Raw genomic sequence first — 16,579 nt, forward strand, 5'->3', positions numbered from 1 at the left:
TCGCAGCCAGCGTCCTTCACTCACGCATCCACAGGCCAGGTACCGCGACGCACCATCTCCCGGACACGATCAGCCCCGTTGGCCCGAACCAGCAACTCCATGCGTGCTTTCTCGATGTCCTCGGCACTCCATTGGTCGGTCGCCATCGTGGCTTTTTCATGGGACCAACCGTTGTCGTAGTGACGTACCACATACTGCTGCTGGTATTCCCACATCGACGTCCCGGGAATCGGCGTGACGATAAACGGGTTGGCGTACGCCATGCCGGCACCCATGAGGTTGACCGCGTAATCGATGGTGCGGTCGATCAGCTCCAGGCTCTCTACAAAAGGCTTTTGCCCAGGTCCGCCGGGGGGGTTGACGAACCCCAGCATGAACCCGCCGGTAACCTGAATGCCGTGCTCGGTAAAAATCTCGATGAGCTCGAACGTCGAGTGCTGGATCGCGTTAAGTCGGGATTTGTTGGAATTGACCAGGCTGTCTTCGTTCGCGCTCTCCACCGCGAGGTAGATGTTGTAGCAGCCATTTTCGGCAATCGACCGAATGAACTTCCTTGCCGTGAGCCCGCCTTTTACTGCCTCGATCACATTGCGATATTGCGGGTTCTTGCGCTCCTTCTCATCCATCTGGTCGATGAAGCGTTCGCCCAAATGCAGCAGGATCAGGTTGAAAAGGCTCAACCCGCCTTCTTCGACCCAGGGCAAGTCATGTTTTTTCAGGAGCTTGCCAACCTCCATCGCATACAACGGGTCATGCATCAGGTGATCGTCCTCGATCAGCACTTCAGTGACTCCCTGTTTCACCAGATCGGCCAGGTGCAGGTCAAACCAGTCCAGGCCAAGTGCACGCCAAGGGCCGTTGATTTTCGGGATGTAGCAGAAGTTACAGTTCACGTTGCAGCCAATCGTGGAGAATATCTGCGCCCAGGCGCCATGCTTGCGTACGCGTGCTCCTGAGGAGTGATAAGGCTGCAGGTAATGCTTCATGTCCAGAAAGCTGAAGTCCGGCAAGGGCATGACGCCGAGCCGCTCCTCGAGGTCCTGCCGCTTGGGGATGATGCTCAGGTAGCTGGACTTCTGGGTGGGCCGGATCAGTTGCGCCCGGCTGTCGCGGTACGCCACCCCAGGTACGGCATTGATGTCTGTGCCTTCGTGAGTCAAGGCATCGAGCAGCAGGGTAAAGGCGCGGTCAGCTTCATTGATCAGCGCGAAGTCGAAGGCCGAATCCAGCAGTGCGTTCTTCCAGTCACCACTGGAGTGAGCGCCGCCAGTGACCAGCACCAGGTTGGGATCGAGGGTTTTCACCAGCTCGGCCAACGCCCGTGCATTGCCCCATTGCACGGTGTAGTTGCACTGGATCCCGACAATATCGGGCTGCGCGGTTTCGATGATCTCGCGTATCTGCGTATCGGTCAGGCCGTAGCGGATCAGATGCCCTTGGTCGACCTTGACCAGGCTGTGCTCCTGGGACCAGCCGGCAAAGGGCGAATCGACAATCTGCACGTCATAACCGGCCCGCCGGGCCACCGTGGCGATGCGCAACAGGCCGATAGGCGTACCGGCACGCTTCATCACTTCGAACGTATCAATGCCGATGCGGGCAAATGCGCTGTCGTGCGACGTGGGCTCGATCAGGCGTGTGTAGGGCGGCACAAACAGCAGCACACGAGGTGCCTCGCCATGGGCGCGACGGCGGATGCCGGTTCGGCTGTTCTGCAACGATGGCTTTCCCAGATGACTGAGCAAGGGCCGCGTGGGCGCGACTGAAAAACTCGGTCCGTCGCTCTCGATCCTCAGGGTTCCCTGCGAAGCTATCAAGTTCATTTCCCTGTCTCCTTACCCGTCGAGATCAACGCGAGGTCGTGCGTGAGCGTGAAGTGGCGATGACCGCCCCCGTAATGATCAACACCGCGGGAATCATCAAGATCGGCTTGGCATCGCTTTGCCCCACGGCAATCAGCAGCAGTGTGGAGAACAGCGGCGCCAGGTAAGACAGGGCGCCCAGCATCGATAGGTTTCCGTGCTTGGTCGCGTGGTCCCAGGCGAAAAAAGCCAGTCCTACCGGGCCCAAACCCAGGGCAATGATCGCCGCCCACTGGCCCGGCTCAGGCCGCACCGTGGTTTCGAACGCCAGGTGGCAGAGCCCCCCGGCCACAGCCACCAGCCCGCAAATACCCCCGACTATGCTGCTCGGAACATGGCTGAACCGCCGGTTGAACACCGAATAAATCGCCCAGACCCAGGCACACGCAAAGGCGGCGGCGTAACCGATCACCGGCATCGACGCACTGTCACTCCGGGCCCGCAGTTGCATGATGAAGGCCGTCCCCGCCAGGCCGAGCAAGGCGCCCAACAGCTGGCGCTTGCGCAGCGACTCGCCGGTGGCAAAGCTCGACAGCAGCACGATCAGCAGCGGCCACAGGTAGGCAATCAGGCTGGCTTCAGCCGCAGGCGCGGCCTTCAGGGCAAAGAAATACAACGCGTGATAGACGAAGATCCCGGTAAACCCCGTCGCCCACACAGACCAGGGCTGGCGCCAACTGCTGAACCCTGCTGCGCCACGCAGCCCCAGCACGCACAGGCTGGCCACGAACGCGACCGCGAAGCTCAAAGCCAGCAACTGAAAGGCCGGGATCCCGGCGGTCAAGGTGGTCAGAAGCGCCAGGCACGCCCACAAAAACACGGCAATCACCCCGATCAGCGTCGCACTGGCGGTGCCCTTGGCAAGGGTGATGGATGGGTTGGAAGTGCTCATGCAAGCCCCGTCTGCGGATAATCCTCAAGCGGGAACAATAGAAAGGTCGAGAGAGCGAGTATTGATCAGGCCCGCCGAAGAATTGTTCGGGACTGCTGTTTTTTCAGTGATCTCGCCCTTGTTTACGCACCACAGCCGGCGTCAGATGGCGGGCTTTCTTCAGGGCATGGGTTAACGCACTCTGGTCGGCGTACCCGGTGCGATGCGCAATATCAATGATCGACAAAGACGTTTGGCGCAGCAGGTCAATGGCCAGATTCAGGCGCAAGTTCGCGATATGCGAGAACGGCGTTGTGTTCAGGTGCTGCCCAAACAGCACATACAAGCGCCGCTCACTCGTGCCCGCATAACGCGCAATATCATGCGCCGTCAGGGCCGTGCCCAAGTGCTGCTCGATGTAGGCCAGCGCGCGAGCAAGAATGAACTGACCGGGATCGCTCCGCGCAACCTCGGGCTGCAATAACGAACACAACAGCAACCGACTCCAGGACTCGGCCATCGCGAGCGAGCCGACCAACTGTGGCCCGTTGCAACTGGCGTAATCGAGCAAATGCCGTATATCGGGCCTGACCGCAAAAAAGCGCTTGTCGTTGAGTGGGTCAAATGACGCAACCGTACCCTTCTGCGCCTCGCCACGCTCGGTCGAGACGTCCAGCACCAGGAAACGGTTATGGGTGTTGGCCAGGAAGGTATGCCGGGCCCCAGCAGAAATCACCACCCCCTGGCTTGCATCGACCTTGCCGCCTCGTCCGTCGACCTCAATCTCCATCGACCCGGATTGAGGGAGCACGATTTGATGGAAGTCATGCTGGTGAAGCTCGACCTGACCTGAGTAAGAGCGCAATGAGAGGGAGAGCGATTGGGGGGTGGTGGTGCTCATCCGTGAGTCTCCGGGGGTGAGGGGGGTATCGTATGTCAGTGTTCTGGTTGGATGCCAGACTGTATGTGGGGGGAGGGATTTTGCTGGGCTTGGGGTTGTGTTTATGAGGAAGTTAAGGGGTGTGATTCAAAGGTGCGAGAGGGGGGGATTTGCGGGGGGAGGAAGCCCGCACGGGGCGGGCTTCTTGGGGGGGTTGTAGACTGTCTTAGACAGCCAGAGACTGCTATATGGCGCCCCGGCGGGCTTCAAACCTGACAACTAAATAGATGATTTATAAGGGTTTTTATTTTATTTTATTTGCTGGGATACACAGAGGGATACATGTTTTTAGCGACTGGCAAGGGGCGCGCGTGCTGTGAGTCGTCATGAGTAGTGAAAGATGGCCTCACCCCTTAGTGTGTGCCTCATCCTAAAATGAGGCTCCCGGATAGGCACCTAGCATGGAGGTGTTCAGCACCTCATATCCGAGTAATCGCCCAAAAAGCAGGCGTGGAGGGTATATTGACCATCTCCCACTAGGCTATTAAGCGACACTAATAAACTTCTTTCAACTCTTTTTTCTCAAGCATATTGAGTAAATCAATTTCGGTCCAATTAATAAACCAAGGCATAGTTAAGGCCTTCTTTAGAAAACCATTAATTTGCTGGTCATTAGGGATCTTTTGCCCAATGCTTCTGTAAAAACGTTTCACATATTTCGACTTCCTATCGTCATCTAAATATGGGCAAGAGATTGAGTCTAGAAAAATGCAGGCTTTCTCCGTGTTTGTCGATAAGTCAGATAAATCACGGAGCGATAGATCTATACCTCTTTCCACGATCGTTTTTGTCGGTGAATATGCTTCGAGATTTTTTATGTAATACAGGCAGCTCATAAGATCATAATATGAACTCTGCGCCGTCAAAAGCTCGTTAAGAACTACGGGTGGAAGCATGCAATCAACTCCGAGTTCAGAGCAGGCCAGGACAATATTAAGAGCTTCTAAGTAAACAAAATTTTTAGTGGTTGATTTGAAGTAAATCAAGTCGCCGGTTAGCAATTGTAGCGTTAGTTCATGGACGCGTTGGTTTATTGAGGCGTTATGCTCTGGAAGGTATTTTTTGGTGAATCGAGATATCAGTATGATAGAGGTTGATAGCTTATAAGAAGCATTGACTGATGGTGCTGTGGTATAAAAGAAAAATAAAACTTCAGTTAGTGTGTCAAGTGCATCAGTGTAGTGGCTCGTTACTTCTATCTCTTCAGGGCTTTTGATATTTATTATTTTTTTAATACGGTTGGTTATCGCAGAAATTATGTACGATGACACAGAGTCATAATCTACCTGGTTGCTTGAACAAATTGACTTCACACTGTCAATGAAGCTTTTTGTTAATTTTTTAGAATTATAGATACGTTTTGGAATAAGCCTTTCATTGTTTTCACGAGAGTCTAGAAAGTTGTCGCTGAAAGTGTTGATTGCGAAATTGGTTTCTGTGATCACTCTGGATTTTGTTGAGAAAAAAGGGCGTGAGTATTGTACTACCTTATTCCGGTTGACATGTAAGTTGTAATTGTTGAGCTCTTCTGTATATATTTCCGCTATGAGTTTGGTATGCTCATTAGTTTTGGCGAATATAAATATATCGTCTACATATCTTCTTATTGTATAATCTTTTCCATTTGTCGCTGAAGGGCTTAAACTATCTAGCCGCTGCTCTACTGTGCTGTCAATACGTTGAAAAATAATTTCTGCGAAGATTCGACTAATTTCCGGTCCGATAAGGATTCCGTTGGTTTCATTGTAGTTGGATTGTTGCATTAGGCTATCGAAAACTTGCCCGAAAGTTGTAGTGATTCTTAGATTGCTCTTAGTGTTTTCTTTGGATTTTGTGGCCCAGGCTATTGAGTGTGTATAGATACTGTCAAAACATTTGGAGACATCTAAGCACAAAAAAATTCCGTAATCTTTTTCTATATTCAAAAAATCTTTCGAGTTATAGAACTTGAAAAGCCTATCGTGCCCGCGGTATGCGAAATATGAACTGCTGTGCTTTGTCAACTGATCTGTATCTACGTTGCTGACATCGCCCCGTTTAAACTCGCTTATGTTTTCCCAGGAGTTTTTATAGAAGAAAGTACTCGCTACTTTGTAAGGTGCTCTTATAGAAAATGCGCTGGAGTTACAAAAGTGACATATTAATTTCCCATATTTTTTATAAAACTCTACAAATTTGAGCTGTGAGGCGGGGTGTATGATCGCTAACGTGCGAAGCTCTGTAGTGTTTTTTCTGATTTTGTACTTGTAGGGTATTGTCGGTTTGAGGTTTTGTTGCTTAATGATATTATTGATAATGGCTACAAAAATTTCATTCTTGTCTCCGTTCTTGATATTTTTATGAAAGCCATCATTTGAATGTATTAACGGTGTTTCATAAGGTAACGTCTCCGTAGACAGAATCCGGAGAAAATCGTCTTTCCTTATCTTTTCCCTTATGATTCCTTTAGACATATTTCCAGCACCGTTGTATCTCAGAAAGACGCTTTTCTGAGAAATGTAAGTAGATTTTTTTCTCGTGGCCCCGTCGAAAGCTCCACTGCAATAAATTTCTTCTTTGTGTGTCATTTGTATTGCAAAAGAACAGATGACAGGCCCTTCCATGCCCTGAAGTTATAACCTTTTTCAGGAATAGGTCTAACTCGCTTAAAGCTTCAGATTTCTCGTGGGAAATTCGGTGATAATTATGATAAATACCGGCCAGCCTTTTTCTGTCTCGATCCGAATCAATTACGCTAAAATTAGAGCAGAGAAAAGAAATCCTATCCTCTAATAGCTCGAAATCTTTATCGCTTGCGTATGAGAGGAGACTCTTGATTATTCTGGTCTTTATTTTATTGACCTTTGTATCTGCGATATCTAAATCCACTATTCTCGGTTTTTTTCCGTCGTTTGAAGTTTGCTCTTTCACCTTGAATTTGTAGCCTAAGAACTCAAAGTCTATCGCAGGCTCTTTTGTATTTATCGCTTGAATTGCTGCGCCTTTTTCGTTGTACACGCGCGATCTTTCTTTTATGACTTGTTTCTTGCTGTTTAGTGTTAATCCCGTTGGTAGCCAAGACTTAATGAGTTTAGTGAATTTTCGCCTATTCTCGTCTCCGCTCGTTATTAGGATTATATCGTCGACATATCTGGAGAAATAGAAAACTTCCGCATGGCTTGAGACTTTTTTATCGAAGTCGGAAAGTATTAGTTCGGAAAGCGTTGCGCTTACAGATAGTCCCCTAGGTATACCATTCTGACCTGATCTTTGAAAGCATCGTAATATATCTAATATGTGTCTTTTTGTTGGTGAAGAAAGAAGTTTTATCGATTCGATTCGCGATGAAATATCAGCTAAAGAAATTGACTCGTAAAAGCTTTTTATATCGAGTCGATAAATCCGGTATTGAATGCCTTCTGATAGTAGTGCTTCAATATTAGCTACAATGGAATCTCTATCCATCATTCTAATATTTGCCAGTTTTAGGATGTTTGCGTTGATTTTTCTCAGAGTGAGTTCGTCCGAAAATTTCGGGACTTTAACTACACACTTGCCTCGAATTGTACTTATTGTGAAAGCACTTAGGTCTGGGAAGCCATCCTTGCCCCGAGTACAAGCATCAGTTATTTGCTTTTGTCGTTCACTATCGTTGTGTAACGCTCGATATTTCCGGAAGTCCGATTTTCTGATCTCTCGGCTAAGAGAGGTTTCGTTGAAGCTTTGATCGAACATTTTGGCCTCCTAGCCTCTGGGAAGAGATCCAGATTGTGGTGAGCGTTAGCGTTTAACCTAATCTTCGGGGTGCTTCTTCAAACCATTGAGGTCGATAGTCGCATAGACTTTCGATCCCGCCCAGTGCCAATGCGAAAGGAGTATCAGTCTCGGGTTTGGATTGGCCTGATCACCGAACAGATCTCATTCATGTTGTGAATACCGCGTTTAGAGTCCAGGGTATGAGCTTTGTTGAGCCCCCCGAATACCCCAGAAGCCAACTCGTTAGGCGTCAGTTACATTTTTCTTTAGGGCTGCTCGGTTTTGCGGTCATTGATGTGGACCAAATCAGGCTGGCGTGCAGGGATTCGCAGGGTAATTTCATAGGTTGCTAAAGGCTGATCGTATGCTGTGGCAATGGGCTAGGACATCCGCAGCGTATGCAGGGAAGTCGAGGTATTTAGCCCGCAGGTGTGGTGGGGGGACAACGGCGCGCGCCGGGTGGAGCGCCAGCCGGCCAGTGGTGGTTTTCCTAAACAGTGGGATCAGTTGCGTCATTGCTGCTCACGTGGCTACCGGATCGCGTCGCCACCGATCTGTCATTTGCATTCGTGCTGACAGGGGGAATCAGTCAGGAGGAGACGTCGGCTAAGAACTCAAGGACTGCAACTGATCCGTAGCGGCCACCTACTGGCGATTCTGACGGGCCTGCTTCAATGCCTCAGATGCTGAGCTCGCGGTCAATCAGCTTTGCATTTCCCTTTCTGCCCGGCACTGTTCAGCATGCCAGTTTTGCCAGGTTGACAACTCATTTTTAAATGTTTCTGAGCAAACCAGTCTGGGCCGGATCAAGTGCACATCACTAGCTTCCTCAGCAAAGACGTAGCGATCAGCATGCTCAATGATCATCTTCCGTATCAAGCTAGCCGTCTTAACATCAAGTGTGGTACCTCGCGGCCACACTTGGTTACCGATGCAGGTGTAGAGTAAGTGCTTCGGACTTAGGGGCAGGAGTATGTCTCCATTATTGACTCCCCACCCACCACCAAAGTCATAGTTCTTCGAGTCCTGAAAATTAAGACGTATAAGCGGGTTGTCAGATGTGGGCCATGACATACCATCCGGAGCATGCAAGATAGTCCATTTGTGAGTTGGTAAGCGGCCTAGCGTTTTGGTTAACAGGTGCCTCATTTGCCAAATCCACAATCGCCTTCCCACAACGGTTTCTGCTTTTACTTGACCGCCTCCCTCCGGGAGAGTCTCGATGGATATTTTGAAGAGAGAGGGGGCAACGCTTTCATCCGAAGATATTGGGAATGGTTGGTTCTTCTGAGCGGCCTGCTCCATTTTAAGGACGGAACTTTGCATGCTTTCATCCATTAATGTCTGCAATGTCTCGTTCTGCCGGCGTATGAACTGTCTCAGACGAGCCGGAGTGCGCACGTCTAGGGCAACCGCGAACCGCACCAGCCGTCTCCAGTGCTCGGGCAGCATCCGATCTTCTCGAACAACTCGACGGATAGCTTCCTCCGCAGGATTTTCAAATTCATTGTCGAGCCAGCGTTCGAACTCGTCTGTTTCTTCCTGCCCTGCAAGGTAGGTGTAGAGGTGTTGGTGAAAGGCAATTCCTTTCAGCGACTGTTTTTTCCACAGGGGAACATTATCGCTAGGAACCAATAGCCGATAAGTGAGGATTTGGCCCTTATCAGCCCACTGCTTCAGGTAAAGCTTGGGCACGTAATGGTTGTCTTTACGCAGTTGCTGCATCGGCGCATTTTCCCGTTGTGAAGGGAGAGGTCAGGGCAATCATACATGCTCAGTGCCGCCGGACTGGCAACCACTGTCATAGGCTCTCGTGGCTCTGTACTCCTTAAACAACCGCGGTTTCTAATTGGTAAAACTCACGACAATAATCTGGTATTCACGGCCGACTGCTTTTGGCCCTGCGTTGCCGCTGCTAGGTGTCACGTGCGCTGAGAGTAAGGCATTCTTATAGGAGTGAAAAAGCCGCCCTGAGGCGGCTTATGGGCTCTATGTGGAGAAGCGTTCAGGACGCTTGAGTTTGAGCCTGTTTCTCCATCATGGAATTCAACTCCGAACGTCGGCGGGTTCGATAGATCAGGTTCTTCAACTCTTGCTCGCCAGTGGTGAAATCATCGCGTGGGACGACGGCAAGTGACTGCCAGATGGCATCGTCTTCGGTTGATAAAGCGGTGCTGGCTTGGTCTATAAAACTAAATAGGACTTCGCCCAGGCGACGCGCCTCCTCACTGCTTACTGCCTTAGTTTCGTCGTAAAAGGGCACCTCTCGGTAATATGCATCTTTCTTAATATCCCGCTGGATGATGATCTTCTTATGCTGTAACGCTTGAAGAAACGCTTTTGCTTCGGGCAATGCGAATAGCGAAGTCGCAGAGGTGGTCAGACAATGGTCGCCATAAAGCGCAAACGCCGTCTCACGACTGCTCAGGTAGCGCTCACGAGCTTCATATGTATCTATCTGGCACAGTTCCATTTCCGGTTGCAGTTCGCCTGCTAGGCAAGCGTACTCCAACGCCAATTCGCGGCTGTCCAGTTCCTGGCGCTTAAAGTTACGAATATCTTTGGTCAGTACTCCGTCGCTTTCCCGGAAGAGCTTCCGCCAGGTAGCACCATCCAGCATTGCTTGCTGTTCGGCCGCGCCGGCCGTTTTGCGGTGCTTTTCTTCTCGCGCTCTCAAGCCTTCAAAACGCTCGCGTACAGACAAGTAGGTTTGTTTGTTTTCGTCGTGGATTTTGAGTGCCGTCTGAATTTCATCGGGCAGAGACAGGTGATGTTCGTTCATGGGTTTCTCCGGTGGTGATTACAGGCCGACGCCGGCCAGATTTGATGGTGCGAGTCGGCAATCAGTGAGAGTTGATTGCTCGTAGGGATAGGGCGGGGTGAAGAGTTCGGAACGAGTGCTTTGAGTTCTGTCAACAAAAACAGCACATACTCCCCCTTGTTCACACGACTGAATTCAAAATCGGTGGGAACGCGGGAACGTGGGTACAAAGGCTCTAAATCGGGCCTTTCAGAGTGGTAACTTGTTCCCAGCTTTTTTTGAGCGGGAACAAGGCAGGGGGGAAGACTCTCTATTAAACAGAGTTGTGTTCCCTTGTTCCCACTCTTGTGTCTTATAAGGGAACGCTGAAAGCCACGGCTTTGCTGGGCCGTTCCCGCTGTTCCCGCGTTCCCACTGAAAAATGTCAAATGTCGGTAGTTGCTCAGGTTGAGCGTCATTGACTTTCCCCCTCACTTTCGAGCAGGTCGGGGTCAATTACGTAAAAACGGGAACTGCCACCGCCTGGCGTGCGGTACTTTTTCGCCCTTCGGCTGCCCTTGGTTTCTTCGTCAACCTTAGCCAGCGCTCCGGCGCCAACCAGGGTCCGTACGATCCGCTCTTTACCGAAACCTGAGGCTGCTTCAAGCAGTGCCGGTGTGTTGAACAGGTACAGGCGTTTATCGTCATTGACCTCGTAAAAGCCTGCTCTATCGCGGACCGTGAGGTTGGCGTGTTCGGCGCGAACATCTGAAAAGCGGCTGTCACCGTGCAATGCGATGAAGTCAGCGATGCCTCGCAGGATCTGGCGGTCCTCTGCGTTGCCATCCCCCATACGGGCCAGCCATTCGTTGAACAGCAGGAGGCAAGCGCGGGTGGCTGATCCCGAGGGCCAGCCAAGCAGATTATGTTCAATGGCCAATTCTCCGGCTAACGCCATAATGGCGAACCGATCAGCTACACGACCAGCTTGTGAACTCTTGGTTTCGAAGGCATCACGGACGTGTGAAAAGGCGCTATACAGCTCCTTTGGCTGCTTAATAAGTGCTTCCACGAACGTGGGGCCAAGATGCCCATAGTGTTGCGTGACAGCGTCGTTTAGGACGCGGTGGAATTCTTGTCCCGTCATGCCATGCACATCATCAAAAGCGCGATGAGTCCGGGTGCCAGCATTCACATCGACCATGCGCAACTCGGCGCCGGCATGCGCGCCATTGCCCCCAATGGCGGCATGCTCTGACAACGACCTTTCGCCGCTGGAAAGGGCAAGCACGCGCCAGGTCAATTTGGCCCGCCCTTCACGTTCGCGAGTCATGGTGCTTTTGCCCATGCCGTTGGCGATTGCGTAGGCCATTTCCTGAACGCGCTTGGGGTCGGCACGCTTGATTTCATCAAGGATCAACACGGTATCGTTACGAGACGCTGCCTCAATCTCCACCCCACCTTTTGACACGTCCCAAGAGGCTGCAAAGGTGCCAGGATTGCCCCAGATCGATGCCGCCAACAGTTGCGCGAGTGACTTGCCGCTTGATGAGTCGCCGACCAGGTGAATACCGCCACCGTTGACGCCTACCTTGGCAAGCAGCGGTCCTGCCAATGCACAGCACACCGACAAAATCAGTACTGGATTGCCGAGGCAGCGTGCGGCTATCTCGGTCTGCCACCCACTGAGAGAGCCTTTGCAGGTGAAGATGTTTGCTGCACGACCTGAGTCCTGAAAACGAACGTTGTCGCCGCCAATGACCCGTGATGGCAGCACAAATGCTCCTGATTCATGCCAGCCCGGTTTCGTGGTGGTGGCAATCACCAGGTCAGGAGCGTGATGGCTCGCCAGGTACGGCGCGATATGACGACGCTGGTGGTATTCGATTGCCAGTCCCTGGCGCATGAGTGCCTTCATTACCTCATCTGCTTTACCCGCAAGGGATTCCATGGGCATCACCCATTCAATACGCCGACCCCTGTAGTGAAAGGACAGCAGACGGCCAATGCTGCCGTCTTCTGAGTTGACCGTTTCGGCTTCGACGTTCAGCGGCGCACAGATCCAATGATCGACTGGAATGGCTTTTTCTTCCGGCCCGCTTTGCTTCACGCTGTGATACCAGGTGCCGGCCTTGTAGACCTTTCCTTCAACCGTGCAGGCGTGTTCATAGACAGCGAAACGGGGCCGGTCGAGTTTGTCGGGCTCCGGCGCCTTTGGGTCTCCTACAAGACTCAAATCAGCGTGTTTTTCCTTGAGCTTGCTCACGGCTTTGCCTCCCATAGCTGGTTGCGCCAAAGGTGCAAGTCGTTGAAGTCGGATAGCTCAGGCGGTGCCTGTTGGGGCCACTCTGGAAATACCACCAGAGCGCCGGCATCGAACGCTGCACGGTTGGCGGAAGTGCGCCCGGGATTGCCCCGCGTTTGGCGATCATCGTCACCAGCGATCACCAGCTCGACGCTCTGACCATGACGCGCTCGCATGGCTAGTGCCACGGCGCGCAAGTTGCCGGCGTTCATGGCGCACACCACCGGTTGGCCGGTATGGATATGCAGCGTTGCTCCCGTCGCCCAACCTTCACAGACGTACAGGCGGCTGCCCTCGATGACCCGCCCCAATGGCGAGTAACAGCCCAGGACACGGCCACCACTGAGGAAACGTTTTGCGCCGGCACAGTCGATGACTTGCAGGTTTACCAAGCGACCATCAAGGCATAGAGGGACCAGTAATTTCCCCTGAGACATTTGACGCAGTTTGAGTGGGCTCACGCCCTTGGCCACCAGATACGGATGCAGTCGATCAGCAGGCTTTGAGCGCTGCCACAACTGCACTGCCTGCCGAGTCGCTGCTTGCTGCTTTTCCTGCTGTACCGCATCGGACCGGCGTCGGTTTTCTTCCGCCTTGGTGCGGGCAGCTTTGAGCGCTTCTGCTTGCTGGGCGCTCGGTGCGCTCGGGGCTCCAGATGACTCAAACAAACCGAGTGCCAGGCGTTGATCGATTTCCCGCGCAGCTTCGACCTGGCGGCATTGGCGCAGGTACGCCAGAAGTGAAACCAGATCGCCACCGTGCGCTTGATCGTCGGCAAAGTCATTCCACCGGCCAGAGTCGAGGGACACACCAAACGATCCGGCTTGGCGGTCTCCCCGGACATCGTTTCGAGCAACCCATTCACGTCCGTTTGGGCGCCCCTCCGGCAGCCATTCTTTAAGCAGAGTAGGGGCAGCAGGAAGGGCACGAAGTGCCACCAAACGAATCAGGTCTACAGTGTCGTTATCAGTCATGGAACAGGCCCTCTGACGATACGAATGAAGCGTCAGGCATGCTAATAGCCGCGGCCAGATCCGCCGTTTTCACGAGGTGCTGCGCCGCTTCTTCGGTGCAGGGTCGGAGCTCCCCTTTGTTGGCAAGTTGCAGCGTGCTTTCCAGACTCAAACGCATCATTGCGGTGGCACGATTGCCCAGGGCAAGGGCTCCAGTGAACTGCTCAACATTTTTGCATGGTGTTGGGTTTTGGCTGCGTAGCCGTTGTTCCAGGCGGTGCAAGAACCCGAGTTCAAACGCGTCAACGATCCGGCCAGGTAGGCGCTGTTTGTGACTGATTAGGCACCTGGCCAACGGTTCATTTTGCTCGGCCAACCATCGTTCGAAGGCATCAACGCCACCGTCGATTACTTCTTGGTATTTGGCGGGCCACTGCGTTTCGATTGCGGGTTGGCCGTCGGCAGATGGCAGCACGGCGTTGAGTAACTCAGGCATTTTGTACACCCTCACGCTCCGCTGCTTTTCGGGCTGCGTTAAAGAGGTCGCTTGCGTCCTCCAGGAGCAAGTAGGCGGCATCCGCAATGCCGTTCACATCTTTTGCGTCGGCCCGGTTGATGCCCATGCAGGACAGGCTGAAAAGCAGTGCCTTAGCCGCACAAAGTCGTTGCTCTGCGTATTCCTGAATGTCGGCGTACGCGGCGCTCGTATCAATCAGCAGCACAGGGGTTTGGCTGGGATTTGTTGTGAGCGGAATTAGCTTATTCATGACCCACCTCCACAGAGGTCAGGATGCCCTCTGAGCAAGCGTCAACAGTGGCTTTCGCCATGTCGATCAGGTAGACGATCACATGACAAAGCTGTTGGCTGTTTTCAGTGAGAGCCGCTTGCTCGGCCATCTCCTGGGCAAGATCAAGCAGGCAGTAGGTGCGATCGAGGGCATCGGTTACAGGCACATCAGGCTGAACAGCGAAGAGCGGTAACCGTGAGAGAGGAATGTGGCTGAAGGTTTTGACGGTGGTCTTAAGCATGGCGCACCTCCATAACCATCGCTTGCTCTGAGGCGGCAAGGTGGGCGAGGTGCATATGGTGGTTGTAGCGTTTGAGGCGAGTGGAAAGACTGGAGTTTGCGCGAAGGGCTGCGAAGGCCATGGCCTTGTGCGCGGCGGCGCGGGTAGAACGTGCGGACGGATTGAGGGCGTGCATGGGTAGAGCTCCTTTTGCTGAGGAGCTGCCACGTTCGTTACCAAGCGAATGGGTGGCAGCTGTACGCAGGTTGGTAAACCGGGGCAAAAGGAACCCGGCAGACCCGAAGGTCTCCCACGCACAGCCGCCATAACACGTAACTGCGGGCACAAAAAAAGCGCCTGCAATCATAATGGGGGCGCTGTTGCGCCTTTTGCTGATCGGGTTACCAAGCCCGGTCGCTGAATTGGCAGCGACGGGCAAACTATAGGCCCGACCACATGAAGATTGCAAGTTGATCTGGCTGCCGAAAATGCTCATCCCGTTGCTCGTGGTGATAAACTTCGACCTGTGTGTGGTGTGGTATGTGGCCCTGGCAGCGTTGGCGCGCTTGCCGGGGTTTTGTCTTTTTTTAGGCATGAAAAACTCCAGACCACCCGGCGTTAAGCTAGGTAGCAGCTTGAATACTCAGTGCAGTTGGGGGTTAACAGTCGGTTAGTTGAATCGCACCGCTACCACTTTCATTGAAGTGATGTTGCCCGCTTGGGCTAGCTGTACTGGTCATGCCGGACTTGGCGGTATTGAGTTCGAGGATGGCTGTCATGCGTCCACTGGCGGTCGCGCAAAATGCCTCCTGACCAGGGCGACGTGCTGCGTTCAGGAGAACCGTCTCCAGGCTGCGTAAGTCGTCTAGGGGAAAACGGATCGAATGCCCGTCGACAGATAATGTGATTGTGGTCATGAGTGAGTCTCCGAAAGTAATTCAGCCGAATGCGTCCCCCGCATCGCTTTTTTCTCTCGTGTTTGGTTACGTTCCTCCAGACGGTCAGCAATCCACTGATCGATCTCAGCCTCCAGCCAGGCCACGCTGTTGATGCCAATTGGAATAGGTTCCGGGAAGGTGCCGGACCGGATATCTGCATAGATTGCGGCTCTGCTCTTGCCTGTCTTCTGCTCCACGTCGCGGCGGCGTAGGAGGCGGTTTCCCAGCTCCAAACGTTTGATCGATTGGAATGGTTTACGCACCGCTTTGCTCATGCTCGTTGCTCCCGTGCCTCTATGCGTCCATTGATCCAGGCTTGAACCTCACTCAGCACGAACGCCACTGGCGCATTTCGGGCGCCGCTGTCGTTGAGCTTCACCGGTCGAGGAAACGTAGGGTCGCGCTGAATCATTTTGTAGACAGTGGGGCGTGCTAGCCCGGTGAGCATCTGTAGTTCTGGCATGCGTACCAGTGCGACGACCATGTTGTCTCGTCTATCTATCTGCTTACTCATGGCAGTACCTCGCTTTCGTTTTGAGGCTGGCTGAGGGCGGGTGTATGATCTTCGTGTGTAGGTAGGTCCCGCTCTCTGTGTATGCCTCTGCGAATTGCGCTAGGGGCGTAAGGCAACTGTATTTCTGGATTTGGCCAACTGGGCGGGCTCAGGCGATGGGTGATTTCGTCGACGCCAGTGAACGTGGCACCACAAACTGCGTTCTTGCACACAAGAAGCGTTTTTGACATGAGTAGATGCTCACTGCTTGAGCTGCGTTTGATTAGCGCCGAACCGCAATCTGGACAGCGGCGCTTCGTGCCTTGTTGTGGTCTGCTGGATTGAGCGCTGGTGAGCATCAGGATTTTGCCTCCGGGTCTGGACGCCTCAAGCATCCCTAATCCCGCCCTGGCCTGGAACCTTGAGGAGTTGTAGGCGGCGCCGCGACAGGTAGATTCCGCGCTCCAGAAACTGCCAGCAATGAGAGACGTCATCGATTGGTCCCTCCGGAGATACCTGTTAGGTGGCTCTCGAGCCAGGTGCCTACATCTCGCTCGCGATAGCGCACCAGGCGGCCTACTTTCACGTAGGGGAGATTGTGGCGTCCACTGCTACGCCAGGATGCAAGAGTGCGAACTGATATGCCCAACTCACGCGCGGCGCGAGCTGGTGTCCAGAGGTCAGCGGTGTGCGATGTAGTGATGGATAGAGGCATCTTCGTCTCCGTAAGTGCG

Annotated in this window: 18 protein-coding genes; all 18 read right to left on the bottom strand. The window is 52.9% G+C overall.

Going from position 1 to position 16,579, the window contains the following annotated elements:
• Positions 1-20: 20 nt before the first annotated feature.
• The 18 genes from V3W40_RS22700 to V3W40_RS22785 all read right to left on the bottom strand — a co-directional run bounded on the left by V3W40_RS22700 (position 21) and on the right by V3W40_RS22785 (position 16,560).
• Positions 21-1,823 (bottom strand): B12-binding domain-containing radical SAM protein, encoded by a 1,803-nt coding sequence (locus V3W40_RS22700; RefSeq protein ID WP_065948556.1) that lies wholly within the window; start codon positions 1,821-1,823, stop codon positions 21-23.
• Positions 1,824-1,848: 25 nt separating this feature from the next.
• The gene (gene yddG, locus V3W40_RS22705) at positions 1,849-2,754 is read right to left on the bottom strand and encodes an aromatic amino acid exporter YddG (RefSeq protein WP_065948555.1); all 906 of its coding nucleotides are present in this window, start codon (positions 2,752-2,754) and stop codon (positions 1,849-1,851) included.
• 103 nt (positions 2,755-2,857) lie between these two features.
• Entirely contained in the window at positions 2,858-3,634 is a 777-nt protein-coding gene (locus V3W40_RS22710) for an AraC family transcriptional regulator (protein ID WP_330215675.1), read from the bottom strand.
• Between the two features lie 533 nt (positions 3,635-4,167).
• On the bottom strand, positions 4,168-6,126 hold the full coding sequence (drt3b, locus tag V3W40_RS22715) for an antiviral reverse transcriptase Drt3b (RefSeq protein ID WP_330215676.1): 1,959 nt from the start codon (positions 6,124-6,126) through the stop codon (positions 4,168-4,170).
• The gene (gene drt3a / locus V3W40_RS22720) at positions 6,119-7,387 is read right to left on the bottom strand and encodes an antiviral reverse transcriptase Drt3a (RefSeq protein ID WP_330215677.1); all 1,269 of its coding nucleotides are present in this window, start codon (positions 7,385-7,387) and stop codon (positions 6,119-6,121) included. The genes drt3b and drt3a overlap by 8 nt, the downstream gene beginning before the upstream one ends.
• A 723-nt stretch (positions 7,388-8,110) precedes the next feature.
• Positions 8,111-9,133 (bottom strand): DUF4238 domain-containing protein, encoded by a 1,023-nt coding sequence (locus tag V3W40_RS22725; RefSeq protein WP_330215678.1) that lies wholly within the window; start codon positions 9,131-9,133, stop codon positions 8,111-8,113.
• Between the two features lie 280 nt (positions 9,134-9,413).
• A complete protein-coding gene (locus V3W40_RS22730) occupies positions 9,414-10,190 on the bottom strand; it encodes a hypothetical protein (protein WP_330215679.1) in 777 nt (258 codons plus the stop codon).
• A gap of 433 nt (positions 10,191-10,623) precedes the next feature.
• The gene (locus V3W40_RS22735) at positions 10,624-12,414 is read right to left on the bottom strand and encodes a DUF927 domain-containing protein (RefSeq protein ID WP_330215680.1); all 1,791 of its coding nucleotides are present in this window, start codon (positions 12,412-12,414) and stop codon (positions 10,624-10,626) included.
• Positions 12,411-13,427, bottom strand: a complete 1,017-nt coding sequence (locus tag V3W40_RS22740; protein ID WP_303197497.1) for a toprim domain-containing protein — start codon at positions 13,425-13,427, stop codon at positions 12,411-12,413. The genes V3W40_RS22735 and V3W40_RS22740 overlap by 4 nt, the downstream gene beginning before the upstream one ends.
• Complete coding sequence (locus tag V3W40_RS22745) at positions 13,420-13,902, bottom strand: LasR-specific antiactivator QslA (RefSeq protein ID WP_219272924.1); 483 nt, start codon at positions 13,900-13,902, stop codon at positions 13,420-13,422. Before V3W40_RS22745 ends, V3W40_RS22740 begins: the two co-directional genes overlap by 8 nt.
• The gene (locus tag V3W40_RS22750) at positions 13,895-14,173 is read right to left on the bottom strand and encodes a hypothetical protein (protein ID WP_169863860.1); all 279 of its coding nucleotides are present in this window, start codon (positions 14,171-14,173) and stop codon (positions 13,895-13,897) included. The genes V3W40_RS22745 and V3W40_RS22750 overlap by 8 nt, the downstream gene beginning before the upstream one ends.
• Entirely contained in the window at positions 14,166-14,435 is a 270-nt protein-coding gene (locus tag V3W40_RS22755) for a DUF3077 domain-containing protein (RefSeq protein ID WP_130184052.1), read from the bottom strand. Before V3W40_RS22755 ends, V3W40_RS22750 begins: the two co-directional genes overlap by 8 nt.
• On the bottom strand, positions 14,428-14,610 hold the full coding sequence (locus tag V3W40_RS22760; protein ID WP_065876657.1) for a hypothetical protein: 183 nt from the start codon (positions 14,608-14,610) through the stop codon (positions 14,428-14,430). The genes V3W40_RS22755 and V3W40_RS22760 overlap by 8 nt, the downstream gene beginning before the upstream one ends.
• 463 nt (positions 14,611-15,073) lie before the next feature.
• Positions 15,074-15,331, bottom strand: a complete 258-nt coding sequence (locus V3W40_RS22765) for a hypothetical protein (RefSeq protein ID WP_169863858.1) — start codon at positions 15,329-15,331, stop codon at positions 15,074-15,076.
• A complete protein-coding gene (locus V3W40_RS22770; protein ID WP_330215681.1) occupies positions 15,328-15,627 on the bottom strand; it encodes a helix-turn-helix transcriptional regulator in 300 nt (99 codons plus the stop codon). Before V3W40_RS22770 ends, V3W40_RS22765 begins: the two co-directional genes overlap by 4 nt.
• Positions 15,624-15,866: a helix-turn-helix transcriptional regulator gene (locus V3W40_RS22775; RefSeq protein ID WP_242527075.1), complete on the bottom strand. Its 243-nt coding sequence runs from the start codon at positions 15,864-15,866 to the stop codon at positions 15,624-15,626. Before V3W40_RS22775 ends, V3W40_RS22770 begins: the two co-directional genes overlap by 4 nt.
• On the bottom strand, positions 15,863-16,339 hold the full coding sequence (locus V3W40_RS22780) for an ogr/Delta-like zinc finger family protein (RefSeq protein ID WP_330215682.1): 477 nt from the start codon (positions 16,337-16,339) through the stop codon (positions 15,863-15,865). The genes V3W40_RS22775 and V3W40_RS22780 overlap by 4 nt, the downstream gene beginning before the upstream one ends.
• Complete coding sequence (locus tag V3W40_RS22785) at positions 16,336-16,560, bottom strand: helix-turn-helix domain-containing protein (protein ID WP_083221770.1); 225 nt, start codon at positions 16,558-16,560, stop codon at positions 16,336-16,338. Before V3W40_RS22785 ends, V3W40_RS22780 begins: the two co-directional genes overlap by 4 nt.
• Positions 16,561-16,579: the final 19 nt, after the last annotated feature.

Origin of the sequence: Pseudomonas sp. AM8, assembly GCF_036346475.1 — a bacterium.
GTDB lineage: Bacteria > Pseudomonadota > Gammaproteobacteria > Pseudomonadales > Pseudomonadaceae > Aquipseudomonas > Aquipseudomonas marginalis.